This is a genomic window from Massilia sp. LjRoot122 (assembly GCF_964252725.1).
In the GTDB taxonomy this organism is placed as follows: domain Bacteria; phylum Pseudomonadota; class Gammaproteobacteria; order Burkholderiales; family Burkholderiaceae_D; genus Telluria.
The window spans coordinates 3379190-3405219 of sequence record NZ_CAXUPB020000001.1 but is presented as its reverse complement, the minus strand read 5'-3'; the positions used below and the strand labels follow the sequence as shown (position 1 = coordinate 3405219).

Sequence of the window (26030 nt, the reverse complement as noted above, 5' to 3'; positions counted from 1 at the left end):
GACATGACGATCCTCAAGCACGCCGCTGGCGCCTGCATTTTGGTGCTGGCCGCCGCCGGCGCCGACAGCCTCCTGTCGGCCCCTGCGCCGAACCAATCCAACCCGGCCGTCCAAGCGGCAGGTGGCCACCCGCCGACCGTCGACATGCGCCAGTTCCAGCGCGTATTCAATTGACCCGAATCGCATGAGCGCCGCGCCCGTTAAGGGCGCAGCGGCGTGGGTACAGCCGCACCGATAGCGGGCTATCGGAATACGTGACTGGTGGCGGCAGGGCGGATGTTCGTAGAGTAGGGACTTCACCCTCCTACAGGATTGCTCGTCCATGCCACCCCTGACTCCCTCTTCGAACGGCGTGAACCGCCGCCTGTTCCTGACCCTGTGCGGCATGCTGGCCAGCGCCGCCGTCGCGCCCACGACATTCGCCGCCCCTTTTCGTTCGCCCCGCATCGACAAGCTGATCGCCCGTATGAGCCTCGAAGAGAAGGCCGGGCAGCTCAGCTGCTTCACCGACGTGGTGCGCTGGTCGCTCACCTTCATCAATCCCACCGTCAATCCGGCGCTCAAGGAGCAGCAGCTGGCCGACGTACGCGCCGGGCGGATCGGGGTGCTGATGAACGGCTTCGGCGTCGAGGGCGGACGCCGCCTGCAGAAGGCCGCGCTGGAAGAATCGCGCCTGGGCATTCCCTTGCTGTTCGCGGGCGACATCATGCACGGCTACAAGACCGCCTTTCCGATCGGCCTGGGTGAAGCGGCCAGCTTCGATACGGCACTGGCCGAGCGCACCGCGCGCGCCGGCGCCAGCGAAGCCACCGCCGAAGGCGTGCACTGGAATTTTGCCCCGATGGTCGATGTCGGGCGCGACCAGCGCTGGGGCAGGGTGGCCGAAGGCGCCGGCGAAGATGTCCTGCTGAATGCGCGCATGGCAGCAGCGCGCGTCAGGGGCATCCAGGATGGCGACCTGCGGCGCGACGATACGATGGCGGCCACCGCCAAGCACTTCGCCGGCTATGGCGCCGTCAGCGGGGGCATGGACTACAACACTGTCGATATCAGCCAAGCGGCTTTCCGCGACATCCACCTGCCGCCATTCAGGGCCGCCTTCGAGGCCGGCGCACCCACCACCATGGCCGCCTTCACGGTGCTCAATGGCGTGCCGTCGACGGGCAATCCATGGTTGCTTCAACAGGTGCTGCGCAAGGAAATGGGGTTCAAGGGGCCGGTTATTTCCGACTATGCGGCCGATGCCGAACTGATCGTGCACGGCTTCGCGGCCGACGAACGCGATGCGGTGCGGATCGCCTTCCTGGCGGGTATCGACATCAGCATGCAGAGCGGCTTGTACAACAAGCACCTGCCGGCGCTGGTGCGCGATGGCGTCATCCCGGTGGCCGCGGTGGATGCGGCGGTGGGGCGGGTACTGGCGCTGAAGGAGGCGCTGGGCCTGTTCGACAATCCCTACCGCTCGCTCGACCCGGAAGCGCCGGCCAGGCGGATCGGCACCCCCGAGAACCGGGCGCTGGCGCGCGAGGCGGGCGCACGGTCGATCGTGCTGCTGAAAAACGAGAACAGCCTGTTGCCGCTGCGCGCGAACATGCGCATCGCGCTGATCGGTCCGTGCGCCAGCGGCAAGGACAATGTGGTGGGTCCCTGGGCCTTCTTTGCGCAGGCCGACGCGGTCGACCTGGAAGGCGGCCTGCGCGCGGCGCTGGACGGCGGGACCACGCTCAGCGTGACGCCGGGCTGCGGCTACGAGCTGCCGATCGAGGGCGGTGTCACGGCCGCAGTGGCCGCGGCCATGGCTGCCGACGTGGTACTGCTGGCGGTCGGCGAAAGCCAGGACATGTCGGGTGAAGCGGCCTCGCGCGCCGACATCGGCTTGAGCGCGGCGCAACTGGAACTGGTCGAGGCGATCCGCCGCACCGGCAAGCCGGTGGTGGCGGTGCTGCGCCATGGCCGCGCACTGGCGCTGCCGCCGGCGCTGCAGGCCAGCCGCGCCATCCTCGCCACCTGGTTCCTGGGCAGCCAGGCCGGCCATGCGATCGCCGACGTCCTGTTCGGCAAGGTCAATCCGTCCGCCCACCTGCCGGTCAGCTTCCCCCTGGTGAGCGGGCAGCAGCCGTTCTTCTACAGCCACCTGGGCACCGGCCGCCCCGACGACCCGGCGGGCCAGAACCACATGTTCAAGGCGCGCTACCGCGAGGCGAGCAATGCCGCGCTCTACCCGTTCGGCCATGGACTGAGCTATACCCGGTTCTCGCTGTCCGGATTGCGCCTGTCGTCGGCCCAGCTCGCCTGGGATGGCAGCTTGAATGTGCAAGCGAGCTTGCGCAACGTGGGCGAACGGCGCGGCGCCCGGGTGGTGCAGTTGTACGTCCGCGACCACGTGGCCTCGCTGGCCCGTCCTGTGCGCGAGCTCAAGGATTTCCAGCGGGTGGAGCTCGACCCGGGCGAGTCGCGTGAAGTCTCGTTCACACTGACCCGCAGCCAGCTCGGCTTCGTCGGCGCCGAAGGACGCACGTTGAGCGAGCCCGGCGCATTCACGCTATGGGTAGGCGACAGTTCGCTCGGTGGGCTGAGCGCCGGGTTCGCACTGATGGCGCGCTGATCACCGTTGCATGTTGTAAACACCGCAAGGCGGGAAAGCATTTACCCGCCGCTCCGTTCTTTCACTTGTTGCCCTTATTTTTCCTTCGGTGTATTGTTGGAAAAAAAATGAAAGCGCTTTCCCGCGTCAACAAGGAGACTAGACATGAACGTTCAGAGCATGCGGTTCAACCGCCTCGACCTGAATCTGCTGATTGGTTTGGATGTGTTGTTAACGGAATGCAGTATCACGCGGGCAGCGCGCAGGCTATGCCTGAGCCAGTCGGCGGCCAGCGGCATCCTGGCCCGCCTGCGCGAATACTTCGACGATGAGCTACTGGTGCAATCCGGCCGCAACATGGTGCCCACGCCCCTGGCCCTGTCGCTGATGCAGTCGGTGCGCGAAATCCTCATGAAGATCAAGCACACGGTCGAGACGGCGGTGGAATTCCGCCCCGAGACCACGACCCGGCACTTCCGCATAGTCGGGTCCGACTTCGTGAGCTCGGTGGTGCTGACCCACCTGACCACCTACCTCAACCATGTCGCGCCTTTCGTGACCATGGAAATCCTGCAGCCGAACGAGCGCTCGCAGTCCCAGCTCGAGCGGGGCGAGATCGACCTGCTGTTGATGCCGGAACGCTACCTGTCGCGCAGCAATCCGAGCGAAGTGCTGTTTTCCGACGATTTCAGCTGCATCGTCTGGAAAGGCAATGCAGAGGTCGGTAAGCAGCTGAGCGAAACCGACTACCTGCGCCTCGGACATGTGGCGACCTCGTTCGGTTCGCACCAGCACGTCGCCTTCGATGAGTGGTTCTTCAAGAGCATCGGACTGAACCGCCGGATCGAGGTCATGTGCTCCTCGTTCAGCATGCTGCCGCAGTTTGTGATCGGCACCCAGCGCATCGCCACGCTGCAGCGCCAGCTTGCGCTGCAGCTGGCGCGCTATTACCCGGTGCGAGTGCTCGAACCTCCGGTGACCATTCCCAAAATCGTCGAATGCATGCAGTGGAACCAGTCCAACGACAGCGACCCGGCCCACGTCTGGCTGCGCACGCTGCTGCGCCGCGCCGCCCAGGAAAACACGGGCGAGGCGGGGATGCCTTATTGCGCCAAGCCGGCGACGCAGGTGGCGCGCGGAGCTGACATCAGCTGGACCGGCCCGACCAGGCCGGAATCGCGCAAGGGTGCGCTGGCGGCGTAGACGGCGGTCACGCCGGTGACACGCTCGGCGCCCGGCTGGGCGTCGCCCACCAGCCGGTTGACCCACAGGTTGGTGACACGGATCTCGAGTTCGTTCGGCCCGGTACGCAGCAGGTCACGGGTATCGAAGCGGTAGGGCGGCTTCCATGCGGTGCCGAGCAATTTGCCGTTCAGGCTCACCTGCGCCAGGTCGTGGACCTGGCCGAGATCGAGCACGATACGCCCTGGTGCATGTCCATCGATGGCGAAGGTCTTGCGGTAGCTTGCCGTCCCAGAATAGTGACGCAGGCCGGGCAGGGCGCTATGGTTCCACAGCTGCAGCCGGTCCATCGTCAGCGGTGCCTCCGGTCCGCCCCGTCCCACGTCGAAACTCAGCTGCCACGGACCGTCGAGTGTCTGCAGCGCCGCCGGCTCGGCGGTGCTGGCCATGCGGCCCGGCGTCGCCGCCTTGCGCGGGAATACGACGAACAGGGATTGCTGCGGGCCCAGTTGCAGCGGGACGCTGGCGCCGCCGGCCTGTTTGTCATAGCTGGCCACGGCCACGCAGCCGGTGTCCGGATGCCAGATCTCGGGCGCCAGCGGCGCATCGCGGAACGAGGCCGCCACTGCGCGCGGCTCGGCACTCGTATTCGCGACAAAATAGACCTCGTGCTCTGGAGTATGCCGTTGCGTCACCATGACGCCGTCCTGCCCGCCGCTCAGGGCGACCGCGGGACGCAGGCCACGCCTGGCCAGCACGCCGGCCAGGTCGCCGCTGCCGTGGACAATGCCGCGGCCGAGCTTGCGTATGGTGGGCGCGCTGCCGACAGGCCCCCACAGTCTATCGGCCAGGCGCGCGAACTCGTCGGTCTTGTCGGCCAGGCTGGGTGTACCAAGGGGGCGCCGGCCGACCACGGTGGCGCCGGCCTCGGCCAATGCCGAGATGCGCTTCAAGGCGCCGACCGTCATGCGCTGGCTCGATCCGCCCAGGTACAGCACCTGGTAGCGGCCGCCGCTGCGGCTGGTCAGCTGGCCATCCTTGACCGAGAACTGCTGCGCCAGGGCGGTGAGGTTGACGTAATCGAAGCCGTAGCCGGCCGGGATGTCCTCGTTCGGCCTGGCGCCGAACAGCGCGGTGATTGGCGCTTCTTCGCCATAAAAGTAGGCGATATCGGCCGCGTGCCGACCCTGCTGCAGCATGAAGGAGGCGCGCGCCAGGTAATCGATCCAGGGCCGGGCCTGTTCCGCCCAGGTCTCGTGGCGCGAGAAATACTGGCCCAGGAAGGGCGCCAGCGACATGCCGGGCGTGAGGCCTTCGAGTGGCTGGTGGGCCGAGGTATGGATCACGATGCGGTTCACGCCCAGCGCGAACTCGATGTCGGCAGTCTTCTTCAGGTCGCGCGGCGCGAAGCCCCAGGGCTGGCCGAAGGCCGTCATAGACTCCGCCGCGACCAGGTTCCGGCCCCAGACGCTCGCCACAGAGGCCGCGCCCTGGATGTCGGCCACGAAGGTGGTGCGCGGCTGCCCCCCGGCCGGGACCGCCCACATGGCGGCCATCGGCACGTCGGCATGGCGGCGCATGTCCATGTCGTCGCCCAGTTGCGGGCGGTTGTCTTCCAGCGCTTCGCCGTAGACTTTCAGGCCCTGCCTGTGCGCGCTGGACGCCACCGTGGCGTAGTGCCCATCCGTGTACAGTTCGGAAATCGTGCGGCGGAAATCCCACAGGAAGCGATCGCTCGCCGCCGCGTCGTCGACGATCCGGCCGGTCAGCGCCGGCAGCCACTGCACCAGCGGATAGCCGCGCCGCTCGGCAAACGCCGTTTCCATCCCGTCGGTCCAGTTCTGGAACCCGGACTCGATGCTGTCGTTGAGCAAGGCGCCCACGCCGCGCCGTCCCAGCAGTTCCGGGCCCACCGCCTTGGCTACCCGTCCCAGGTAATCGTCCATGTACTGGCGCACGTGCCGGGCATTGAGCTTGTCGACTTCGAGGCCGGTCGCTTCCTTCGGCGCGGGGCCGTTCTGCTTGCCGGTCAGGCTGTAGCCGAAGCGCAGGATAGTCCATCGTCCGGGTGGCACGGTCCAGTCGAGGCGGCCGTCGGCTTGCAGGTGGCGGGTCAGGTCAATGACGCGCCGGGCCGGAATGCCCTGCGCCGCTGTTGGCGTATCGATCGCATAGTAGTCGCGGGCGGCGGCGAAGCCGGCTTTTTCCTCGGCCCGGTGCACGCGCGCCTGCGCATGGAGCATGACTTCGGCCAGCGGGAAGCGTTCGGCAGCCTTGCCGAAAGGCGGCAGCAGCACGCCGGGCGCGGCCGGCGGCGGCCCGCCCGCGGCGCTGGCCTTGAGCAGTACGCGCCAGTGCTTTGCCGTATGTGCGGGAAAGGCGATGGTCTGCCGTGGTGCGGTGCTGAGCGGGACCGGCGCGATGTCGCTGAAGTGCACGCCATCCAGGCTTGCCTGCAGCACGACCTCCGGCAGCGGCGCGGTGCCGAAGCCGGTCGGCGCCGGGATCGCCAGCGTCAGCGCCTGGAAGCTGACTGCCTGCGGGTAGTCGAGCGTGACCCAGGTAGCGCCGTCGCCGCCAAGCGCGAGCTGCACCGGCTGGCCCAGGCGCCCATCGCTCAGCTGCGCCGTCACGTCTACTCCAGCGCGGCTGAGGATGCGCGCCGGGACCGGTGCGGGGGCGTCGGCCGGCAGCGCCAGCACCGCGACGTCGCGGTACCAGCCCGGCGCGGCGGCGTGGTCCGGGCTTTCGGCGTGGGCGGCCAGGTCCAGGAAGGGGCCTGCCACGGAGGGCGGCGCGGGCACGGCCGGGTTCCTGTTGCCGCCTTCGACCGTCAGCTCGCTCCATACCAGCTTCTTCATGGCCTGCGCCGGTTTCACCCAAGGGCCCCCGGTCAGGCTCCAGCCGGGCGAACTGGCAACGGCGAATTCGAGGCCCAGACGCTGCGCCTCGCCGGCGGCCGTGCGCAGGTAAGCCTGCCAGGCCGGGCTGCCGTACACGGTGCGCTCGGCAACGATTTTCGGGGTCTGCAAGCTGGCGTCGAATTGCTGGAGCCCGCCGAGCCCGACCCGCTTCATCCACTGCAAGTCACGCAGGATGCCCGGCTCGCTGACGTTCCCGTCCATCCAGTGCCACCATGCGCGTGGGCGCGCCGCGTCGGGGGGATTCACGAAGCCCGCATGCAGCGGACCGGCAAAGCTTGGCGCTGCGAGCAGCGAAGTGATCAGGAGCGCGAGTGTCTTGCGTTGCATGGCGATTGGGTCACAGGATGGCGGGAGCCCCAGTGTAGTCGGGCAGCGGGTTCAGGTGGAAATTGCCATTGGCGATAGCTGGCGTCGGCCAGGCTGATAGCAGGCGTATCAGGCAAACGAATAGGTCAACATCGACAGCGACAACTTTGCCGATGCGTCAGGCTGAAGTAGTCTTGGGTCATCGCTCGCACCACAGCGACCCACAACAAGAGACCCGAGCCTCGATCCGCGGGGACGTCATTGGAGATACCATGCAATACAAACGACTTTTGGAATGCCTGCTGACCAGCGGCGCGCTGCTGATTTCCAGCCAAACCGCTTTCGCCCAGGTGGCGCCGCAGCCTGCCGAAGAGTCCGCAGCGGGCGGCCAGGACGCGGCACGCGCACCAGCCAAGAAGCAGGATGACAGCGTGGTCGTGGTGACGGCCAACCGTGTGCGTACCAATGCCCAGACCACCGCCGTGGCCCTGAACGTGTATAACGGCGCGGCACTGGCCGACGCCGGCGTCAACAACGTGCAGGCGCTGCAGACGATCGACCCGAGCATCAACGTCACCAGCTCGACCGGCGCGGCCTATGTGGCAATGCGCGGCATCGCCTCGACCGACGTGACCGAGATCGGCGATCCGGCAGTGCCGATCGCGCGCGACGGCTTCTTCACCAACCGCTCGTTCACCATTGCCTCGTCGATGTACGACGTGCAGCGCGTCGAAGTGCTGAAAGGCCCGCAGGGCACGCTGTTCGGGCGTAACTCGACCGGTGGCCTGATCAACATCATTACCGCCAAGCCGACCGAGGAATTCGGCGGCTACCTGAGCGCGGAGCTGGGCAACTTCAGCGCGCGCAACCTCGAAGGCGCGGTGAACATCCCGCTGAGCGACAAGGTACAGATGCGCTTCTCGGCCGTGTCGCGCCAGCACGACGGCTACCGCACGCTCACCGGCATCGGCCTGGAAGGCGACGACGAGAACACCAAGTCGGCGCGCCTGCAGCTGGCCTTCCAGCCGGTGGACGGATTCGACGGCCTGGTGTCCTACCAGAAGGACCGCATCGATGCGGTGGGCGACGTGACCAAGGTGTTCCCGCTGGCCACGGTGGCGCCGATCGGCGACGCCAGGACCTTCCCGGGCTGGGCGCCGACGGTGACCGATCTCACGGGCGAACGCCTGCGCTGGGAATTCAGCTACAACAAGCTGCCGTGGGACCTGACGCTGACCTATGCCGGCGGCTACGACAAGCAGGATTACCACCACGAGACCGACGCCACCGGCGCCGGCTATCCGGGGATCCGCCAGTTCATCCAGAACGAAGATCCAGCCACGCGCAACCACGAGATCCGCATCGCGACGCCGCTCAAGGGCCGCTTCACCGCCCAGGCCGGCTACTTCTACTTCGAAGAAAAGAACGTGATCGACAACGGGGTGTTGACCCTGTCGGTCAATCCCGGCCTGCCGCAGACCTATGCGAACACCTACGGCATCAAGTTCGACTACCAGATCAAGACCAAGACCGAAGGCCTGTTCTCGCAGGTCGGGGCCAATCTGACGGACGACCTGAAGCTGACGCTCGGCGCCCGCTATTCGCGCGATGAAAAGACCCGCACCGGGTCGGCACGCCTGACACTGGGCGCGCTGGTCAACCCCTTCATCGGTGCCCCGCCGGTCACCAATCCCGGCAACGGCCAGATGAACGATTCGAAACCGACCTTCCTGGTCGGCCTGGACTGGACGCTGACGCCGCAGAACTTCCTGTATGCGAAGTTCGCCACCGGCTACAAGGCCGGCGGCTTCAATTCGAACGGCAGCGCCGCCTCGGTGCCCTACGATTCCGAAGCCGTGAAGTCCTTCGAGGTCGGCAGCAAGAACCAGTTCTGGGACCGCAAGATCAAGTTCAATGCCGCGCTGTTCTACCAGGACTACACCAATTACCAGGCCTCGCAGTTCTCGGATGCGCTTTCCAGCGGCAATGGCGTCTTCAACGTCGGCAGCGCCACCATCAAGGGCCTGGAAACCGAACTGGTGGCCAATGTCCCGGATGTTGCGCGCTTCGACCTGAACGCGACCTTCCTGGACGCGACCTTCGGCAAGGGCATCATCGTGCGTGATGGCTCGAACCCATCGGTGGCGCGCAACATCGGCGGCAACCACCTGCCGAACGCACCGAAATACGTGCTGACCGCGGGCGTCCAGCGCAGTTTCGACATCGGCAGCGGCGAGCTGATGGCGCGCCTGTCGGCCAAGCACTCGAGCGAGTACTACTACACCGTGTTCAATTTCCCGGACACGCGCTCGCCGTCCTACACCACGGCCAATGCCTTGCTCAGCTATAAGCTGCATAGCGGCAACTGGGAGTTCCAGGCCTTCGTCAACAACCTCACCGACAAGGTGGTGCTGGCCAATGCACAGCGTAACTACGTCGGCGGAACCAACCCGGTGCAGTTCCAGCCGCCGCGCACCTTCGGCGTGCGCGTGCGCCATACCTTCTAAGCGAAGGTGGCAGCACACGGCGGCTTACCGCCGTGCGCCGACCTGACATTCGAGCGGCAGGCAGGTACCTTCACCGGGCACCGCCTGCCGCTTTTTTATTCCCAGTGTAAAAGGAGCTGTTTGTTGAAACGAAAATCGCACGCATGCCGCCTGGCGTTCGCCCTCGTCGTGCTGGCCGTCCAGGGCTTGTCGACGGCAGCGGATGTAGAGAGCCAGCCCAAACCCCGCTTGTTCGTGTTGACCGATATGGGAGCGGATCCCGACGACACCCAGTCCCTGGTCCGGCTGCTGCTGTACGCGAACGAGATCGATATCGAAGGGATCGCCGCCACCACGTCGATGCCGCAGAAGACCAGGGTAACCCCTGAGTTGGTGCACGAAGTCCTGCGGGCCTATGGTGTCGTCCAGGGCCAGCTGGCGGTACACGACCCTGCCTTTCCGCGCGCCGGGCTGCTCGCACAACGCGTTGTCGCAGGACCGGCGCGATACGGCATGGCGGGAGTCGGCGCGGACCAGGGGTCGCCGGCATCCAGGGCCCTGGTGAGCGCCCTGGAATCCAGCGACCCCAGGCCGCTGTGGGTGTCGGTCTGGGGTGGCCCCAATGTGCTGGCCCAGGCCTTGTGGTCGATTCGCGCCAGGCACGCTGCTGGAGAAGCGGAAAAACTCTATGCGAAGCTGCGCGTGTATGCGATCTCGGACCAGGACGATTCGGGACCGTGGATACGAAAGTCCTTTCCATCGGTCTTCTATATCGTGACACCCGGGAGCTGGGGCCGGGCAACCTGGCGGGCAATGGCCAGCGCGCAGGCAGGATCGGATGCCGAGGTGGTCAGTCCGGCCTGGCTCGCGCGGCATATCCAGCAGGGGCATGGGGCGCTCGGCGCCATGTATCCCGACATCGCTTACGGCATGGAGGGCGATACCCCGTCCTGGCTGGGACTGATACCGAACGGATTGTCCGATCCCGAACGCCCGGACTGGGGCGGCTGGGGCGGGCGCTACGAGCTGGCAACGCCACCACTGCTTCCTGCAGATCCGCGCATGCCTCCAGGCGCCGAGTTGAGAATTCCTGAAACGCGGCCAATCTGGACCAACGCGCAGGACAGTTATCCGCCCCCGACCGCGTCATCGCCCTTCGCCCACGCCTCGCACGCCACGGCCGTCGCACGCGTTCGCGACAACTTCGTCACCCTCTGGCGCTGGCGTACCGCGGTCCAGAACGATTTTGCGGCGCGGATGACGTGGGCGCATTCGCGTTTCGAAGACGCCAATCATCCGCCCCTTGCGCGCCTTGCCGGACCACGCGACATCCGGGTGCGCTCAGGCGGCAGCTTCGATCTGGACGCAAGTCCCAGTTCGGATCCGGACGGCGATTCGCTGAGCTTTCGCTGGTATCAATACCCGGAGGCAGGCTCTTACCGGAAAACGATCGGTCTTGGCGGACGTTCCCAGAACCTCAGGACCATCCACGGCATCGTCGCTCCCGAGGTGAGCAAGCCGGAAACGGCCCACTTCATCCTCGAGGTGACGGACAAGGGGACACCGCCACTGACGCGATACCAGCGCGTGATCGTACACATCAGCCCCTGAGCTTACAGGTCCAGCACCAGCAGCGGCGATGTCGAGCGCGAGCAGCAGACGGTCATGCAATCGTTGGCTGCGTGTTCCTCGTCGGTCAGGAACAGGTCGCGGTGGTCCGGGGACCCGGCGAGCACGCGGGTGATGCAGGTACCGCAGACACCCTGTTCGCAGGAGGTTGGGACCACGATTCCTTCGATCTCCAATGCCGCTGCGATGCTCTGTTCCGGCGCCACCTGGATGATCTTGCCTGTGCTGGCGATCTGTACGCCAAAGGCTCCGCCGCCAGCGCCCGCGGTCTCATTCGAGAAGTACTCGCGGTGCAGGCGGGCTTCGTTCCATCCGAGCCTGCGGGCTGCGTCGAGCGCGGCGCCGAGGAATCCGGGCGGACCGCAGACATACAGGTGTTTTCCTGCATGCGGCGCGCCGATGATGGCGCCGAGTTCAGCGCCGCCCTGGTCGTCGAAGTGCGTACGTGCCTGGCCGGCCCAGGCCGCGCCGGAGATCCGGTCGAGGAAGGCTGCCGTGCCCGCGCTGCGTGCAAAATAGTCGAGCGAGAAGCTCCGGCCGCGCATGGACAGGTGCTCGGCCATCGCCAGTATCGGCGTGATGCCGATCCCGCCGGCCAGCAGGACAGATTCGGACGCCCCCTCGTGCAGCGCGAAGTGACACCGCGGCTCACTGATGGTCAGGACGTCGCCGATGTGCACTTCTTGATGCATGGACCGCGATCCGCCGCGTCCGCCCGGCTGGTCGAGCACGCCGAGCAGGTAGCGATGACGCTCCGCAGGGGAATTACAGAGTGAGTATTGGCGAATGTGGCCTCCCGGCAGCGCGACGTCGATATGGGCGCCCGCGGCGAAGACGGGCAAGGGTTCGCCCAGCGGGTGCCTGAGTTCGACGACGCAGATGCCCGGGACGACCTCGGTTTTAACGGTGACCCTGACCGCCAGCCGGGAACCGTGGATCATGCCTGCTCCTGCGCGATCAGCTTGTCGAGCACACGGCGCGCGCGGATGGCGCCGGCATCACTGGCCAGCAGGACAGGCTTGAGCGACCAGAAATCGCGGTCGCCGATGGCTTCCTGCTGTGCCTCCAGCATCGGCAGATCCTCTTCTTCGAAGGGTTGGCGCGCGCCTGCGACAATGTTCTCTACGACAGACTCACCGTGCGGGCCGGCCGCGCGGGCCATGGAAACGGCATACCAGTAATGGGTCGTGCTTTCGGTCTCGGGACTGAACAGGTGCGGGAACATTGGTGCACCGGGATTCTTCTCGCGTGGCGTGCCGGAAGGAGTTGCGCCCGCATCGAGCAGCATGCATGCGGGCGCATCCCAGCGCACATCGAACCAGCGGTCCACCGCGATACCTTGCGGCAGCCTCATGACGTCGTACAGGAAATCCGACATCCGGTCGTTGGAGGTGCTGCGCGAGATCGTCACCTGGTTGCCCGATTGTGCGACCTTGGTGGCGGCATCCTTTACGCCAGGGCTGCCCAGCGTGCCGGGATGCAGGAACTCGATGTGCGACAGGTCCAGGATGTTGTCGGTTTCAAGGACATAGTTGGCGCGCGCGTGCAAATAGCGCTTGCCGACGTAGTGCGTCGCCGGGTCCATGCAGGAAAAGTCCGGAATCAAGGCCGGGTCGGCCTTGTCGGCATCGCCCATCCAGACCCAGACCACGCTGTAGCGCTCGACCGTCGGATAGGCGCGCACGACGGCGGCCTTGGGGATGACGCCATTGCCGTGCGGGTTGTGCACGCAGGCGCCGCTGGCGTCGAATTCCAGCCCGTGGTAGGGGCAGCGCACGCAGTCGCCCTTGTGGGTGCCTTTCGACAGGGGGGCAAAGCGGTGCGGGCAGCGGTCGAGCAGGGCATGCACGACCCCTTGGGTGTCGCGGAAAAACATGAGCGCTTCGCTCAGCAAAGTCCGGCGGAACAGTTCATCCTTGCCGATTTCATGATTCCAGGCTGCGACATACCAACAATTCTTCAAGAACGCCATCGTAGTTCCCCGTGCGGTTAAAAAATGGACAGGCCTCACTGTATTACTGCGGAGCGGCGCAAGCTAGTCGCCATTCTTGATGGCAGAAATCGGAACTTTCGATTGGCAAAAACGCGTTTTTGATGACTTAATTCAGGCTCGGATGCGTCACAAATTCCCCGGCACCGGCTGGAAATAATTCCCCTGGGTGGAGAAAGGTATGGAATAATCGCCTCAGCGAATACGAATACGAATTCGGATTCGATAAAAGATACACGCCGGCTCGGCCGATACCTGAGGAGATTGAAAACATGCTTGAACGCACCCTTGTACAAAGTACCGGGTTTCGCAATGTCGGCGCTGAAGGCGCCCGCACCGGTTTCGAGTTTCGCCTGAGACTCCCGTCGTACCGCGGCCTGCGCGCCAGCCTGGTCGACGGCGTCGACGTGACCGTGAATGGAGAGCGGTTTTCCTGCGAAGACAATCGCTACGCGCTGGCAGATCGTGAGTTGAGCATCGGGCAGTTGCGGGATGCCGTCGATTTGCGCTGGCCGCTTGGCGAGACCTGCGTCGTGCGGGTCGCGCGGCCTGGAGGCCTGGCCACCGGCACCCATCAGATCACCGTCGGGATCCGCATCCGCCAATCGTATATCCCGATCGAATTCCAGCCATCGGTGTTTACCGAAACGCGTTACGCCACGGTGGTCCAGCCATGAACACGGCACTCAAATACGGGGTGTCCCTCTATAGCTATACCGACGATCTCACCACCGTCATGAACCTGGAGGATGCGTTCGACGCCATCTCCGACCTGGGCGCTACCGGCATTGAAATCCTGGGCGAAGCGCATGTGCCGGGGTATCCGGCGCCATCGGCGGCCTGGATCGACCGCTGGTTTTCCCTGCTCGAACAATTCCGGCTCGAGCCCACGAATTACGGAAGCTGGATCGATACCCGCCTGCACCATGCCCGGAGCATGACGGCAAGGGAGGGCGCCGAGGACCTGGCCCGCGATATCCGGATCGCTTCCCAACTGGGGTTTCGCTACGTGCGTCCGAAGATCGGCGTAGTGTCCTTCGACCTGGTGCCTGACCCGATCTGGGAAGAAGCGGTGGAGCGCTGCCTGGACCTGGCCCACCAGTCCAACGTGATCATTTGCCCCGAGATCCACGCGCCCACACCGATCCGCCACCCGGTCGTCGACGCGTATATCGCATTCATTGAGCGCACCGGAACCAGCAATTTCGGCCTCTTGATCGACACCGGCATTTTCCAGGACCGCCCGCTCCCGTATTTTCCCGGAGAGACCCCCGAGATGCGCCGCGACTTCCTTGACGGGATCAAGGTGCCGCCCGCTGACTTCCTGGCGATTGCGAAGTACGTCGTCTTCATCCAGGCCAAATTCCATTCGATCACGGACGCCTTGGTCGACGAAAACATCCCTTGGGAAGCCATCATTCCGGTGCTGAAGCAAGCCGGATATGCGGGTTATATCTCGTCCGAGTACGAAGGAGACCGGGCGCCATGGCGGGCGGTGGAGCAGGTACGCCGGCAGCACGCGCTGATCCGCGAGATCGAGCGCGAATACGACGCAAAAACCTGATAATGAGGAGACCACAGGAATGAGCAAAGGGAAGATCGCCATCGTCGGGGCTGGCCCCGGAGGCATGGCTGCGGCCTTGGCCGCGCACAAGAAAGGCTTCGAGGTTCAGCTGTTCGAGCGCTATCCGGAGGTTAAGCCGGCGGGAAATATCTTGAACCTGTGGCCGCCACCACAGAAGATTCTCGAACTGATCGGCGTCGACACGCACCATCTGGGCGCGCCTTGCTCGATCCGCTTCGAGCGCAATGATGGGCGCAAGCGCGCCGATGTCGTGCTGCCTGAGGACGTGGTGCGCGAGTACGGCGGCGGGTTCATCGGCTTGATCCGCTGGGGCCTATACAAGCGCATGTTGGATAGCATGCCGGCCGGCATGCTGCAGCTGGACCACGACTGTGTCGCCATCGAGGATCGCGGCAGCGACGTCTGCCTGAAGTTCAAGAACGGCCGGGAGTACGTCGCCGACATCGTCATCGGCGCCGATGGCCTGAACTCCTTCGTGCGCCGGCACTTGTGGGGCGAGGAGCCAATTCGTCATCAAGGGCTGCACCTCGTCGGTGGCTACCTGCTGTGGGACGGCGAAGCGCCGACCGAAGGCGTCATCGCGCACGACCGCACTACCCAATGCAGCCACACGCCGATCCGGCACGGCGACCAGGTCGGCTACGAGTGGTGGGTGCTCGAGGCCTGTGACCCGGATGCGCCGCCACCGCCTGATTTGCTGGGGTGGGCCGCCGAACGTGCGCGCCGCTTTTCGCCATTGGTACAGGACCTCATCGCCCGCACCCCACGCGAACACGTGCAGCGCTGGCCGATCCGTGACCGCGTGCCGCGCAAGCGGTGGTCACGCGGACGCATCACCCTGGTCGGCGACGCCGCGCATCCGACGTCGCCCTACGCCGCCTATGGCGCCGGGATGTCGATCGAGGACGGTTACTTCCTGGCGCACGAACTGGCGGCGGTGGACCTGCGCGATCTTGTGGCGACCCGGGGCGCCTTGCAGGCCTATGAGGAACGCCGCAAGCCGCATACGGCGCACGTCGTCCAGGAGGCCTACATGACCGGGAAGGTGTTCCACCACACCCCGGCGCCCTTGCGTGCGTTGCGCGACCTGGTGTATGACTACACGCCGCTGCTGCAGAAAGTCGTGGGTGACGCAACGCCAAGGCATATCTGTGCGCAGCTGGAGGAAATCCGCCAGACGCTCGCCCCAAGAGAAGAGGGTGTCGCTGGTGCCGGGGTCTAGCAACCGGGTAAACTTGGCGGGTCTAGACATGGAGAATCGATGAAACCGCTAAAACCCGCCAAGCCAAGCGCCACCCCCCAGCAGCAGCGCAGCCGTGAATCGCACGAACGCGTGATTTCCGCAACCTGCCGCCTGCTGGTCGAAGAAAAGGGCGCGGACTTCACGCTGGCCGATGTCAGCCGTGAATCGGGTGTCTCGGTCGGCGGCATCTACGGGCGTTTTGCGAACCGCATGGCGCTGGTTCAGGAAGTGCAGCTGCGCACCAACGAGCTGATCGCGCAGGAGAACGGCGCGAACATCGCGCAGGCGCGCCGGGAGTGCACGAGCGGCAAGGAGCTGATGGTGCGCATGGTGCGCGATGCTGCGGAGTCGCTGCGGCGGCACAAGGACATCGTCAAGGCACTGGTCGATGCCTCGCTGTCCGATCCGGTGGTCGCCGCCGAAGGCCTGCGTGCATATGCAAGCCACCTTGGCCTGTTCAAGGAAGCCTTGCTCGACTACCGCGACGAGATTGCGAGCCCGGCGCCGGAGCAGGCCATCGAATTTTGCTTCCTCAGCATCTATGAACTGCTTGCCAGCCATTTTGGCTTCGGCCGCAGGCACAGTGCCGGCGACGGACAATGGGAGCTGCTGGTCGCCAACCTCCAGCATCAATGCGTGGCCTTCCTGACGCTGCCGCCGGCGCCGGCGCCTCAATTGAAACCGACAAGCAGCAAAACAAGAAAAAAGGAAAAACCATGAATCAGACTATGTCCGCGCCGGGCGCGGGCGGCAGGGTGGCAGGCAGGTCGCAGGGCCTGGCGCTGATCTTTATCGCGGGATTGCCGACGATGGCCATCGTGTCCCTGGTGCCGAACCTGCCGCAACTGTTCGGCCGTTTCGCCAGCGTTCCACATGCGGGCTTCTGGGTGCCGATGATTCTGACGCTGCCATCGCTGTGCATCGCCTTGTTCTCGCCGCTTGCCGGCAGCCTGTGCGACAAGATAGGCAGAAGGCCCGTCATGCTGGCGTCGCTGGCGCTGTTTACCTGCGTCGGGGTCCTGCCCGGCACGATGGACGATCTCACGTCGGTTCTGATCACGCGCTTTTTTGTCGGTGTCGCCGAAGCCGGCATCCTCACGTCGCAAAATGCGCTGATGGGCGACTATTTTTCTGGCAGCACCCGCCAGCGCTGGTTGGGATTACTTAGCGTCATCAGCCCGATGATTGCGGCCGCTTTCGTGCTCGCCGGAGGCATGCTCGGTTCGATCAGCTGGCATGCTCCCTTCTTGCTGTACCTGCTCGGCGCGCCGACCTGCATCTGGGCGGCGCTCAGTCTTCATGAGCCAGACCGCGTCGCTGAGGTGCGCAGCGCGGCGACTCATGCCGGTTCCGCTTTCCCCTGGCGTGCGGGCTTGCTGGTAGCGCTGGTCACGATCGGCATGTCGGTTCTGTATTTTGTCCAGGCGGTCCAGCTGGGACGAATATTCCATGAACATGGGATCGCCTCGCCGGCGAGCATCAGCCTGTACGTCACGCTCGCCAGCACAGGCGTGGTTCTCGGCGGTATCGTGTTTGCACGCATGACGGGACTCTCCCTCCCGGCGCGCATCAGCCTGATGCTGCTGACCTTGGGCATCGGCTACACGGGCCTTGGCCTGGCGCCCAATGCCGGCAGCGCGCTCGCGTTCGCCCTGGTCGCCCAATTCGGCAATGGCCTGACGATCCCGACGCTCATCGGCTGGGCGCTGGACAAGTTCAGCCTGGAACACCGGGGCAGGGGCATGGGCGTTTGGGCGAGCAGCTTCTTCATCGGGACCTTCCTGAGTCCGCCGCTGCTCGATGCGGTCATTGTCATGTCGGGCTCGTTCCTGGCGGCCGTGGCGGCCACCGGCGTCTTGTGCGTGGTCCTGGCTTGCCTGGTGTTCGTGATGCGCGGTAGCGCGGCGCAGCCAGCCGTGAACAAGACAACTTGAACTGCACGATGCAGTCTGCTCCGGCCGGCGACGGGCGTCCGGGGCAGGCAGCGTGCAAAACACCTTGCTCAGGCGCGTCGAATGTCGCGCTATTGCTTAGCGGTTTTTTGCAGCAGTTGTATCCGTACCGTGCCGATCTTGTTCAAGAGGAGCAGGCCCAGGCGCTGGTCGCCATTCAGGCGGCGGCCCGGGACCCAGCGTCCTCCGGCGAACTTGCCTTCTTCGACCACATCCAGTTCGGCCAGCTTTCCATCCTTCGCGAAGTCCGCCGTAAAGTCATGCCCGACCAGATAGAACTCGCCTGGCTTGCCGGCTACGATCAGTCCGAACGGACGGGTATCGGAAAATGACGGGCCGTGTGCCGCGTTGACGGTTTCCGCCACCGCGGTGGCGGCTTTCGGTGGAACTGGAATGCCGGCATCGAGCAGCATCTTCGCGGTCGTCGCGGCGGTGCCGCGCACCGTGATCTCGTAGCCGGCCAGGCTCTGCGTCACCGGTGCCGCATTCTCCAGAAGGACCGCGCGCACCCGGTCGCTTGCCTGCGCGGCGGTGATCAGCGGCGCCATCGACCCCAGCGCGGCGTAGGCTTGCGAAAGCTGGTTGCCCGGGAAACCATCTTCGATACCGAACACGGAGAATCCCAAGGCCTTGTGACGTCCGATGGCCCAGAATGCGTTACCGGTCTGGAAGCGCGCTTCCGGGATGAAGATCGGGTTGTCGGCGCGGTCGAAGTCCGCAAGCGTGCCCTTGAAGTCGTCGATGTAGATGTCGGGGGCAAGGAAAGCGATTGGCGGGGCTGCGGCTTTCCAGACGTCCGCCACGCGCGGTACCGGCCCGCCGCTCGGATAGTCGCCTGCCTGCGGCTGGCCCGGCTGGGGGCCGAGCCAGGCGTTCACGTACATCGGCAAGGGCAGCACTTGCGCGGCGTCCTGCACCACCGCATTGATGAAGCGTCCATAGGCCCACGCCATGAACACTTCTTCGGCCTGCCAGTCGGTGCCGAACACCTCCGCCCAGCTACCTTGCTGGCGGTATTGCTGGCGGCCCCAGACTGCGGCAAGCTCCGGCCTCAATGTGGCCCGATGGCTGGCCAGGTAGGCCATCAAATCGGCCGGCACCGGCGCCTCCCACTGCTGCTGTGCCAGCGCGGAGCGGTCGCGGCTGTCTCCAAGCAGGCCGATTTCATTATCGACCTGCAGCATGACGACAGTGTGCCCGGGGTCGGATTGCTTCAGATGGCGGACCAGCGCGGTGAATGCCTTGCGCTCGGCATCCTGCAGCGCGCTCGAAAACGGCGACAGTACAGGATTGGGCATCGCTCCCGGATAGGTGAAGCGCTGCGGCTTGGTCGGATGAATGAGCACGCGTGCGAAGCGCGCCTGGTCGGCCCTGATCCAGCCGGGGGCGTAGGTCGAGCGTGCGTTCTTGAAGGATCCGAACCAGATCAGCACCAGCCGCAGGCCATTGGCGCGGGCCGCGGCGACCTGGCTGTCCAGGGAGCGGAAATCGAAGTGTCCTTCGCTGGGCTCGACCATATCCCAGCTGACCGTGCTGACCACCGTATTCAGATGCATGGCCTTCAGTTTCGGCCAGATCGGGGCCATGTAGGCGTCCGACGACGCACTGGAATTGTGCAATTCGCCAGCCAGCATCAGGAACGGCTTGCCGTCCACATGAAGCTGCGTGACCGGGCCCGAGCGCACCAGTTTCGGCATCGGCGCGGCGTGCAGCGGGAACCATGAGATGGCAAACGCCGCAATTACGATGGCAGCACAGTTTCTTAACACTTTTCTTTCTCCGGTAGATGATAAATGGGTGAGCTCAGGCGTTCTTGCGGTCGCGATACTCAGCCAGGATGGTGCCGACTCTAGCGCATGCGTGCTGCCTGGAGAAGTCGGGGTTTCTGATACTGAGGCATCGGAACTTGCAATTGGTCTCTCGCGCGGAAATTGTAGTTACAGGGAAGCGGCCCCGCTGATGTCGAGCTATCGGAATATACGACTGGTCATGACGCTGCGCTTATCCATAGAGTAGGGATTTGGCTCTCACACAGGAAATACGCTTTCATGATCCCATTATCCGCTTCTCCGTCGGCTGGCTTGAATCGCCAGCGATCCAGGTACCTGCGCAGTAGGTCGGTAGGTATTGGGGTGACATTCCTGGTCCTCTCCACCAGCCTCGCTCCCCAAAAAGTGAGGGAGTTCTAATGGTTACTCCAGTCATCAGCCCCGCTAGCACCGCAACTAAACAACTGCCCTCGGGCATCGGCAATACTGCCGTGTTGTCGCTGTTGTCGAGTTTGTTCTTCACGTGGGGATTCATCACTGTCATCAACAATACGCTGCTGCCCCATTTGCGCAGCGTTTTCGACCTGAACTACACCCAGACGACAATGATCGAGTCGGTCTGGTTCATCGCCTACTTTGTCGCCTCGATTCCATCGGCGCGCCTGATCGAGCGGGTCGGCTACAAGAAGGCGATGGTCATGGGTTTGATCATCATGGCGATCGGCGCACTGATGATGATTCCAGCGGCACGGCTTCCATCCTATATGGTCACACTGTGCGCGCTGTTCGTGATCGCCTGCGGCATCACTCTGCTGCAGGTGTCGGCCAATCCTTATGTGGCCGTGGTTGGTTCGGCCGCGACGGCCTCGTCGCGCCTGAACCTGGTACAAGCTTTCAACTCGCTCGGTACCACGCTGGCGCCCTTGTTCGGCGCCTACCTGATCCTGGGGCGCTCGAATTCGGGCACCGCCGTGGCGGGACAGGTCCTGACCCAGGCCGAACGCCTGGCGGACGCGCGGGCAGTCCAGTTGCCATATCTGATTGTGGCTGCTGTGCTGGTGCTGCTGGCGCTGGCGATCGCCCGCTTTCCACTGCCGGCACTGCACGCTGCCAGCCGTCGGGCGAGCAGGGAGGAGCGTGCCTCCTTGTCGCTGTGGCGTCACCGAAATCTGGTTTTCGGTATCCCGGCCATTTTCATTTACCTGATCGCCGAGATCGGCGTCGCCAACCTGTTCATCAACTTCGTCGCGCTGCCTGATATCGCGAACCTGAACCATGAACAGGGCGCGCACTTTCTATTCCTCCTGTGGGGAGGCATGATGCTTGGCCGCTTCGGCGGTAGCGTGCTGATGCGCTGGATGTCCGCTGAGCGTGTCCTGGCCGTGGCGAGCATTGGCGCCTTTGTCGTGATGCTGATCGCTGCGTTGGGAACAGGACATGTCGCAATGTGGGCGCTAATTTCCGTCGGCCTGTTCCACTCAGTAATGTTCCCAACCATCTTCACACTGGGGATCAAGGGCCTGGGTCCGCTCACCGAGGAGGGGGCCGGCCTGCTTATCATGGCAATTGCGGGCGGCGCGCTGGTGATCGTGCAGGGCTGGCTGGCCGATACGATTGGCTTGCAACTGTCCTTCCTCCTGACAGCAGCGTGCGAACTGTATATTTTGTTCTTCGCAGTGTGGGGAGCACGCACCAACGACCTCCGCGCTCATGAATAGTTCGACATTTCTCAAACGCTCTGGGTAAGTGTAATCATGGACAGGCTAGGAGACTGCGTCTCCTAGCCTGATGTTTTTTCCTGAACGATCAATATGAAAGTCCGAACCCGATTCGGAATAGTGGTGCGGCACTGTCGTGCGGCACATCCGGCCGCTGCCCCGCGACGGCGACCTCGGACGACGGCAACTCGAGCGGCAGCTTGCCTTGTGGCTTATGTTTGCCAGTCAGGACATCCAGCAGGGCCGCATCGCTGACTCCGAAATTGGCAATGACCGCGCTGGCCTTGTCGACAATGTTGGTGAGGATGGCCGGACGATCCAGGTACACCGTGACGATGGTTGGAAGCTTCGCGCTGATCTGCCTGATGGCGTCGTAATCGGCGTTGCCATCCCGGAATGCCAGGCTGCCCTCGTGCGTCATGGCGCCGAATATATACGTGGGGTGCAGCGCTTCGAACGGCGCCGCCGTCCTGACGATCGCCAGGTCGGCCTTGGCCGGATCGTCGACCACCTGCAAGCCATACTGTCTTGCCACGCCGGCGTCGACGCCGCGCAGGAAAACCCTGGTGCCCGAGGCCTTGAACGGAAGCAGCTTGCCTTTGTTTTGCAGCAGCACCAGTGAGCGGCGCTGCGCATCGAGCGCCTCGGCCTGGAAGGCCGGGGTGTTGACGCGCGCGGCGGCCGCGGCCTCATCGACGAAGGGATTGTCGAACAGGCCCTGCTCGAACTTCTGCAGCAGGATGCGTTTCGCCGAGCGGTCCACCAGTTCGATGCCCAGCTCTCCGGCCCTGACCGCTTCGATGAGTTCTTCCGAGGCTTCGGTGCCGCCGAACTGGTCCACGCCCGCCTGGACCGCCTTGACCATGCGTGCACGTTCGCCGAGGTGTTCGACACCCCAGGGCGTTCCCCACTTATGGAAGAAGGCAAACGGATTCGCCCCTTTGGGAATGCCTTCCGCGCAGTCTTCCCTGCAGTCCTTGGTGACCGCCCAATCGCTCAGGACCACGCCCTGGAAGCCCCTGCGGCCGCGCAGCAGGTCGGTCAGCAAGGTCTTGCTGAAGGCGCCTCCGACCGGTTCGAGGGTGATCCCTTCGACCGTGACAGTTCCGTCAGGCACAGAATAGGTGGGCATCACCGAGCCGACTTTGGCAGCGAATGCGCCGTCGAACGCCTTCAAGTGGTCAGCAAAACTGCCCCCCGGGAAGGTCATCAGCTTTCCGTAGGGATTGTGGCTGTCCCAGCCGTCCTTGGCGGCGCCGTAGCCCACCCAATGCTTGACCACTGCGACCACGCTGCCGGGATGAATCCCGCCGCTGCCGTTTTGCAGTCCCTCGATATACGCCTGCACATGCCTGCTCGCGATACCGGCGTCTTCGCCGAAGGTGCCGAAGCTGCGCGACCAGCGCGGCTCGGTCGCCAGGTCTGCCATGGGCGACAGGCCGACGGCGACGCCGAGCGCACGGTATTCCTGGCGTACCGTATCGCCGAAGCGCCGGGTCAGTGCCGGATCATCGATGGCGGCCAGGCCGAGCGTGTCGGGCCAGGTCGACAGGGATCCGGCCGCGACGCTCTGGCCTACAGTTGCCTGGAAATGGTTGCGTGGATCGGTGCTGACCGAGATCGGGATGCCGAGTCGCGTCTGTTCCGCAAGCGCCTGCAGGGTGTTATGGGTGGCTGCCAGCGTGGCCGCATCGCCGTTCTGGCGGGTGAGGAAGGTGTTCATCGACTTCCCGGCGAGCAGCTTGCGCGTTGCCTCGATGTTCAGCCTGGCGTTGCGTTCGTCCAGCACCACGGTCGCATGGATCATGACGCCCGCTTTCTCTTCGAGCGTCATCAGCGCGACCAGGTTTGCGGCCCGCGCCTGGGGCGACAGGCGCCAGTCTTCATAGGGATCGAGCGCCCCATTACGATTCAGGTCGCGGAAGCGCAGGCCGCCGATGACGAGTGTCGGGGTAGAACGGCTGCCGAGGTTCGGCTGCATGCTGTCCGGCATGTTTCCTGGACCGGTGGCGCAAGCGCTCACGAGGATGCTGCTTGTCAGCGTCACGACGATGGGAGCTCTCATCTTGTATTCCTGTTGTTATATGTGTTTTATTGCGGGACGCCAGCCTGAGGTTCCGTGACCTCGTGCCCGCCGGGCAGCGCCGGCAGGTGCCAGCCGACCAGGCCCGCAGCGACCAGCAGCGCCAGGAACAGCGGCAGGGTCTGCAGGTAGGCGCTGCCGAATTCCGCTGCGCTGCCGGAAGCCGACCAGCCGCGCCCGTAGAAAAACAGCAGGCCGGACAGCGCCACGCCGATCGCGCCGGCCAGCTGCTGCACCGCGCTGAGCAACCCTGAAGCGACGCCGGCGGCGGCCAGCGGCACCTCGTGCAGGGTGGCGTTCGTCAGCGGCGGTCCGCACAGGCCCAGGCCGACGCCCATCCCGAACTGGCCCAGCGCCAGCGGCAGCAGCAGCAGCACCGGCTGCGTCACCACCCAGCCGATCAGGCAGCTAGCTGCGGCCAGCGCCAGCAATCCGGGGAAGAAAGCCCGCACGCCCAGGCGCCGGTGCAGGCGCGGCCCCAGCAGGCTGATCCCGACCATGGCGCCGATCGCGATCGGGGCGCAGGCATAGGCCATCCGGGTGGCCGACAGACCATGCCCGTTCTGCAGCACGAAGGTCATCACCAGCAGGTAGCCGGGGATCACGGGCTAGACCAGCAGGTTGCACAGCAGGCCCAGCGCGATACGCGGACGCTCGAGGAGCAAGGGCGGCACCAGGGCGTCGCCATGGCGCCGTTCGCGCCAGTCCAGGTAGCGCCAGGCACCCCAGCCGATCGGCGCCGCCAGCAGCAGGAGCGTCACGCACCATAGCGGCCAGCCGCGCCCCGGGCCCTCGATCAGCGGCACCAGGATGCACAGCGCCAGCACGATCACCAGCCAGGCGCCGGGATGATCGATCCGCACCCGCCTGGCCGCATGGGTCGCGGGCAGCAGCAGAGCGCCCGCGGCCAGGCTGAAGACCCCGATCGGCAGGTTGATCAGGAAGGCCGAGCGCCACCCCAGCCCGAGGAAGTCGGCATCGATCAGCAGGCCGCCGACGATCGGGCCCAGGGCAGCGGAAAAACCGCCGAGGAAGCCGAACACGGCAAACACCTTGTAGCGCTGCGCCGGCGGGTACATCACCTGTACCAGCGCCATCACCTGCGGCACCATCAGGGCGGCGCTGGCGCCCTGCAGCACGCGGCCGATGGCCAGCGCCTCGCTCGACGGGGCCAGGCCGCACAGCAGCGACGTTCCGGTAAACAGCGTGACACCGACCAGGAACACGCGGCGGTAGCCATAGCGGTCGCCGAGGCGCCCACCCACGATCAGGAGCACGGCGAAGGCCAGCGCGTAGCCGGCCACGATCCATTCCAGCACGGCCTTTTCGGCATGCATGGTCGCGCTGATCGAGGGAATCGCGACGTTGACGATGGTCACGTCGAGCAGGTCCATCACGAAGGCCAGGGCTACCGTGAGCAGCGCGGCCTGGCGGCGGCGCGCGGACATCGGCGCGGTCGTGACTTCCGGTACCGGCTCCGTGTCCGCCGCGGCGGGAGAGGGGAAAGCGGTCATCGCGGCCCTTACTCGCAATGCGCGAAACGCGGCTGGTCGAGCGCACTGGCGGCGCCGGTGAGGGCGGCCAGGGTGTCGGTGATGACATGGGTCGGCACCGCCTCCAGGTAGCCGCGGAAACGTCCCTTGGCCTCGAAGCATTCGCGGAACCGGGTGGCGAAGAAGCGCTCGCCCAGGCGCGGAATGATGCCGCCGCCGATGAAGACGCCGGCGCGGGCGCCCAGCGTCAGGGTGACATTGCCGGCGAAGTTGCCGAGCAGGGCGCAGAACACGTCAACGGTGTCGATGCACAGCGGGTCCTGGCCGGCGAGGGCGGTCTCGATGACCTGCTCGGCAGTCAAGGCTTCGGCCTGGCGTCCCGCCACCGCCGCCACCGCTTCGTGCAGCAGCGGCAGGCCAATGCCTGCCAGCAGGCGCTCGGCCGATACATGCGGCAGGCGGGTGCGCACATAGGCGAGCAGGGCGCTTTCATGGTCGTTGGTCGGCGCCAGGGTCGCATGGCCGCCCTCGCCCGGGATGGCGATCCAGCCGCCAGGCGTGCGCACCACGCCGCCGACGCCCAGGCCGGTGCCGGGGCCGATGGCGGCCATTACCGCGCCGCCGCCGCTGCGCTGGCGGTCGGTGCGCAGCTGGCCCGGCTTCAGGTGCGGCAGGGCCAGCGCCAGGGCTTCGAAGTCGTTCAGGATCGCCAGCGTTTCCAGGCCCAGCTCGCGCTGCAGGGCGGCGCGCGAGAAGCTCCAGCCGTTGTTGGTCATTTCGATCAGGTCCGAGCGCACCGGGGTGGCCACCGCGAAGCTGGCGGCCACCGGACGCGCGCCCGTTCCGTCCAGGTAGGCGCGCGCCGCCTCGCCGAGGCCGGCATGGTCGGCCACCTTGAGGCTGGCAATCGCAGCGGGCGCGGCGCCCGGCTGGCCTATCAGGCCGAAGCGGACATTGGTGCCGCCGACGTCCGCGACCAGGCGCGGATAGCCGGTCGCGGCGGCGCTTCCGGTGTGTGCCGCAGGGGCAGGCGTGGCGGGGGCGCTCGTGGCGGTACGGCTGGCAATCGCTTCCATGGTGTGTCTC

17 protein-coding genes and 1 pseudogene are annotated in these 26030 nt (G+C 65.3%); 11 read left to right on the top strand and 7 right to left on the bottom strand.

What is annotated here, in order from left to right; all coding sequences use genetic code 11:
• The first annotated feature begins 3 nt into the window (after nucleotides 1–3).
• The 3 genes from ACSQ25_RS14795 to ACSQ25_RS14785 all read left to right on the top strand — a co-directional run bounded on the left by ACSQ25_RS14795 (nucleotide 4) and on the right by ACSQ25_RS14785 (nucleotide 3787).
• Complete coding sequence (locus tag ACSQ25_RS14795) at nucleotides 4–174, top strand: hypothetical protein (RefSeq protein ID WP_436106438.1); 171 nt, start codon at nucleotides 4–6, stop codon at nucleotides 172–174.
• 148 nt (nucleotides 175–322) lie between these two features.
• Complete coding sequence (locus ACSQ25_RS14790) at nucleotides 323–2605, top strand: glycoside hydrolase family 3 N-terminal domain-containing protein (RefSeq protein WP_436106437.1); 2283 nt, start codon at nucleotides 323–325, stop codon at nucleotides 2603–2605.
• 144 nt (nucleotides 2606–2749) lie between these two features.
• Nucleotides 2750–3787 (top strand): LysR family transcriptional regulator, encoded by a 1038-nt coding sequence (locus ACSQ25_RS14785; RefSeq protein ID WP_436106436.1) that lies wholly within the window; start codon nucleotides 2750–2752, stop codon nucleotides 3785–3787.
• On the opposite strand, the gene ACSQ25_RS14780 is transcribed toward ACSQ25_RS14785, so the two are convergent.
• Nucleotides 3688–7017 (bottom strand): glycosyl hydrolase, encoded by a 3330-nt coding sequence (locus tag ACSQ25_RS14780; protein ID WP_436106435.1) that lies wholly within the window; start codon nucleotides 7015–7017, stop codon nucleotides 3688–3690. The two genes, ACSQ25_RS14785 and ACSQ25_RS14780, sit on opposite strands and share 100 nt — an antisense overlap.
• A 251-nt stretch (nucleotides 7018–7268) precedes the next feature.
• On the opposite strand from ACSQ25_RS14780, the gene ACSQ25_RS14775 reads away from it, so the two are divergent.
• Both ACSQ25_RS14775 and ACSQ25_RS14770 read left to right on the top strand, forming a co-directional pair.
• Nucleotides 7269–9503, top strand: coding sequence for a TonB-dependent receptor (locus ACSQ25_RS14775; protein ID WP_436106434.1), 2235 nt, complete (start codon nucleotides 7269–7271; stop codon nucleotides 9501–9503).
• Between the two features lie 123 nt (nucleotides 9504–9626).
• Nucleotides 9627–11093 (top strand): nucleoside hydrolase-like domain-containing protein, encoded by a 1467-nt coding sequence (locus ACSQ25_RS14770; protein ID WP_436106433.1) that lies wholly within the window; start codon nucleotides 9627–9629, stop codon nucleotides 11091–11093.
• 2 nt (nucleotides 11094–11095) lie between these two features.
• Here the strand turns inward: ACSQ25_RS14770 and ACSQ25_RS14765 are convergent, their stop codons facing one another.
• The gene (locus tag ACSQ25_RS14765; protein ID WP_436106432.1) at nucleotides 11096–12052 is read right to left on the bottom strand and encodes a PDR/VanB family oxidoreductase; all 957 of its coding nucleotides are present in this window, start codon (nucleotides 12050–12052) and stop codon (nucleotides 11096–11098) included.
• Nucleotides 12049–13083 (bottom strand): aromatic ring-hydroxylating dioxygenase subunit alpha, encoded by a 1035-nt coding sequence (locus tag ACSQ25_RS14760; RefSeq protein ID WP_436106431.1) that lies wholly within the window; start codon nucleotides 13081–13083, stop codon nucleotides 12049–12051. Before ACSQ25_RS14760 ends, ACSQ25_RS14765 begins: the two co-directional genes overlap by 4 nt.
• Before the next feature lie 290 nt (nucleotides 13084–13373).
• Between ACSQ25_RS14760 and ACSQ25_RS14755 the strand changes: the two genes are divergently transcribed.
• Genes ACSQ25_RS14755 through ACSQ25_RS14735 form a run of 5 tightly spaced genes read left to right on the top strand, consistent with a single transcriptional unit; the run spans nucleotide 13374 to nucleotide 17863 of the window.
• A complete protein-coding gene (locus ACSQ25_RS14755; RefSeq protein ID WP_436106430.1) occupies nucleotides 13374–13778 on the top strand; it encodes a C-glycoside deglycosidase beta subunit domain-containing protein in 405 nt (134 codons plus the stop codon).
• Nucleotides 13775–14665, top strand: a complete 891-nt coding sequence (locus ACSQ25_RS14750; protein ID WP_436106429.1) for a sugar phosphate isomerase/epimerase family protein — start codon at nucleotides 13775–13777, stop codon at nucleotides 14663–14665. The genes ACSQ25_RS14755 and ACSQ25_RS14750 overlap by 4 nt, the downstream gene beginning before the upstream one ends.
• Before the next feature lie 19 nt (nucleotides 14666–14684).
• Complete coding sequence (locus tag ACSQ25_RS14745; RefSeq protein ID WP_436106428.1) at nucleotides 14685–15908, top strand: FAD-dependent oxidoreductase; 1224 nt, start codon at nucleotides 14685–14687, stop codon at nucleotides 15906–15908.
• Nucleotides 15909–15947: 39 nt separating this feature from the next.
• Nucleotides 15948–16649, top strand: coding sequence for a TetR/AcrR family transcriptional regulator (locus ACSQ25_RS14740; protein WP_436106427.1), 702 nt, complete (start codon nucleotides 15948–15950; stop codon nucleotides 16647–16649).
• The gene (locus ACSQ25_RS14735; RefSeq protein WP_436106426.1) at nucleotides 16646–17863 is read left to right on the top strand and encodes an MFS transporter; all 1218 of its coding nucleotides are present in this window, start codon (nucleotides 16646–16648) and stop codon (nucleotides 17861–17863) included. Before ACSQ25_RS14740 ends, ACSQ25_RS14735 begins: the two co-directional genes overlap by 4 nt.
• Nucleotides 17864–17952: 89 nt before the next feature.
• Here ACSQ25_RS14735 and ACSQ25_RS14730 read toward each other — a convergent pair whose 3' ends face one another.
• A complete protein-coding gene (locus ACSQ25_RS14730) occupies nucleotides 17953–19578 on the bottom strand; it encodes a DUF5597 domain-containing protein (RefSeq protein ID WP_436106425.1) in 1626 nt (541 codons plus the stop codon).
• A 491-nt stretch (nucleotides 19579–20069) separates the two neighbouring features.
• On the opposite strand from ACSQ25_RS14730, the gene ACSQ25_RS14725 reads away from it, so the two are divergent.
• Nucleotides 20070–21368: a sugar MFS transporter gene (locus tag ACSQ25_RS14725; RefSeq protein WP_436106424.1), complete on the top strand. Its 1299-nt coding sequence runs from the start codon at nucleotides 20070–20072 to the stop codon at nucleotides 21366–21368.
• 88 nt (nucleotides 21369–21456) lie between these two features.
• Here ACSQ25_RS14725 and ACSQ25_RS14720 read toward each other — a convergent pair whose 3' ends face one another.
• The 3 genes and pseudogenes from ACSQ25_RS14720 to glk form a co-directional block, all read right to left on the bottom strand.
• Nucleotides 21457–23433: a glycoside hydrolase family 3 protein gene (locus tag ACSQ25_RS14720; RefSeq protein WP_436106423.1), complete on the bottom strand. Its 1977-nt coding sequence runs from the start codon at nucleotides 23431–23433 to the stop codon at nucleotides 21457–21459.
• A 26-nt stretch (nucleotides 23434–23459) separates the two neighbouring features.
• Nucleotides 23460–24899: pseudogene (locus ACSQ25_RS14715) on the bottom strand (MFS transporter).
• A 74-nt stretch (nucleotides 24900–24973) separates the two neighbouring features.
• On the bottom strand, nucleotides 24974–26020 hold the full coding sequence (glk, locus tag ACSQ25_RS14710) for a glucokinase (RefSeq protein WP_436106422.1): 1047 nt from the start codon (nucleotides 26018–26020) through the stop codon (nucleotides 24974–24976).
• Nucleotides 26021–26030: the final 10 nt, after the last annotated feature.

Excerpts from the sequence above, each read along its gene's own strand:
- ACSQ25_RS14725 (WP_436106424.1), top strand. The coding sequence starts at position 20,070 with ATGGTTACTCCAGTCATCAGCCCCGCTAGCACCGCAACTAAACAACTG.
- ACSQ25_RS14780 (WP_436106435.1), bottom strand. The coding sequence starts at position 7,017 with ATGCAACGCAAGACACTCGCGCTCCTGATCACTTCGCTGCTCGCAGCG.
- ACSQ25_RS14785 (WP_436106436.1), top strand. The coding sequence starts at position 2,750 with ATGAACGTTCAGAGCATGCGGTTCAACCGCCTCGACCTGAATCTGCTG.
- ACSQ25_RS14745 (WP_436106428.1), top strand. The coding sequence starts at position 14,685 with ATGAGCAAAGGGAAGATCGCCATCGTCGGGGCTGGCCCCGGAGGCATG.
- ACSQ25_RS14755 (WP_436106430.1), top strand. The coding sequence starts at position 13,374 with ATGCTTGAACGCACCCTTGTACAAAGTACCGGGTTTCGCAATGTCGGC.
- ACSQ25_RS14765 (WP_436106432.1), bottom strand. The coding sequence starts at position 12,052 with ATGATCCACGGTTCCCGGCTGGCGGTCAGGGTCACCGTTAAAACCGAG.
- glk (WP_436106422.1), bottom strand. The coding sequence starts at position 26,020 with ATGGAAGCGATTGCCAGCCGTACCGCCACGAGCGCCCCCGCCACGCCT.
- ACSQ25_RS14730 (WP_436106425.1), bottom strand. The coding sequence starts at position 19,578 with ATGCCGAAACTGGTGCGCTCGGGCCCGGTCACGCAGCTTCATGTGGAC.
- ACSQ25_RS14735 (WP_436106426.1), top strand. The coding sequence starts at position 16,646 with ATGAATCAGACTATGTCCGCGCCGGGCGCGGGCGGCAGGGTGGCAGGC.
- ACSQ25_RS14790 (WP_436106437.1), top strand. The coding sequence starts at position 323 with ATGCCACCCCTGACTCCCTCTTCGAACGGCGTGAACCGCCGCCTGTTC.
- ACSQ25_RS14740 (WP_436106427.1), top strand. The coding sequence starts at position 15,948 with ATGAAACCGCTAAAACCCGCCAAGCCAAGCGCCACCCCCCAGCAGCAG.
- ACSQ25_RS14775 (WP_436106434.1), top strand. The coding sequence starts at position 7,269 with ATGCAATACAAACGACTTTTGGAATGCCTGCTGACCAGCGGCGCGCTG.
- ACSQ25_RS14760 (WP_436106431.1), bottom strand. The coding sequence starts at position 13,083 with ATGGCGTTCTTGAAGAATTGTTGGTATGTCGCAGCCTGGAATCATGAA.
- ACSQ25_RS14795 (WP_436106438.1), top strand. The coding sequence starts at position 4 with ATGACGATCCTCAAGCACGCCGCTGGCGCCTGCATTTTGGTGCTGGCC.
- ACSQ25_RS14750 (WP_436106429.1), top strand. The coding sequence starts at position 13,775 with ATGAACACGGCACTCAAATACGGGGTGTCCCTCTATAGCTATACCGAC.
- ACSQ25_RS14720 (WP_436106423.1), bottom strand. The coding sequence starts at position 23,433 with ATGAGAGCTCCCATCGTCGTGACGCTGACAAGCAGCATCCTCGTGAGC.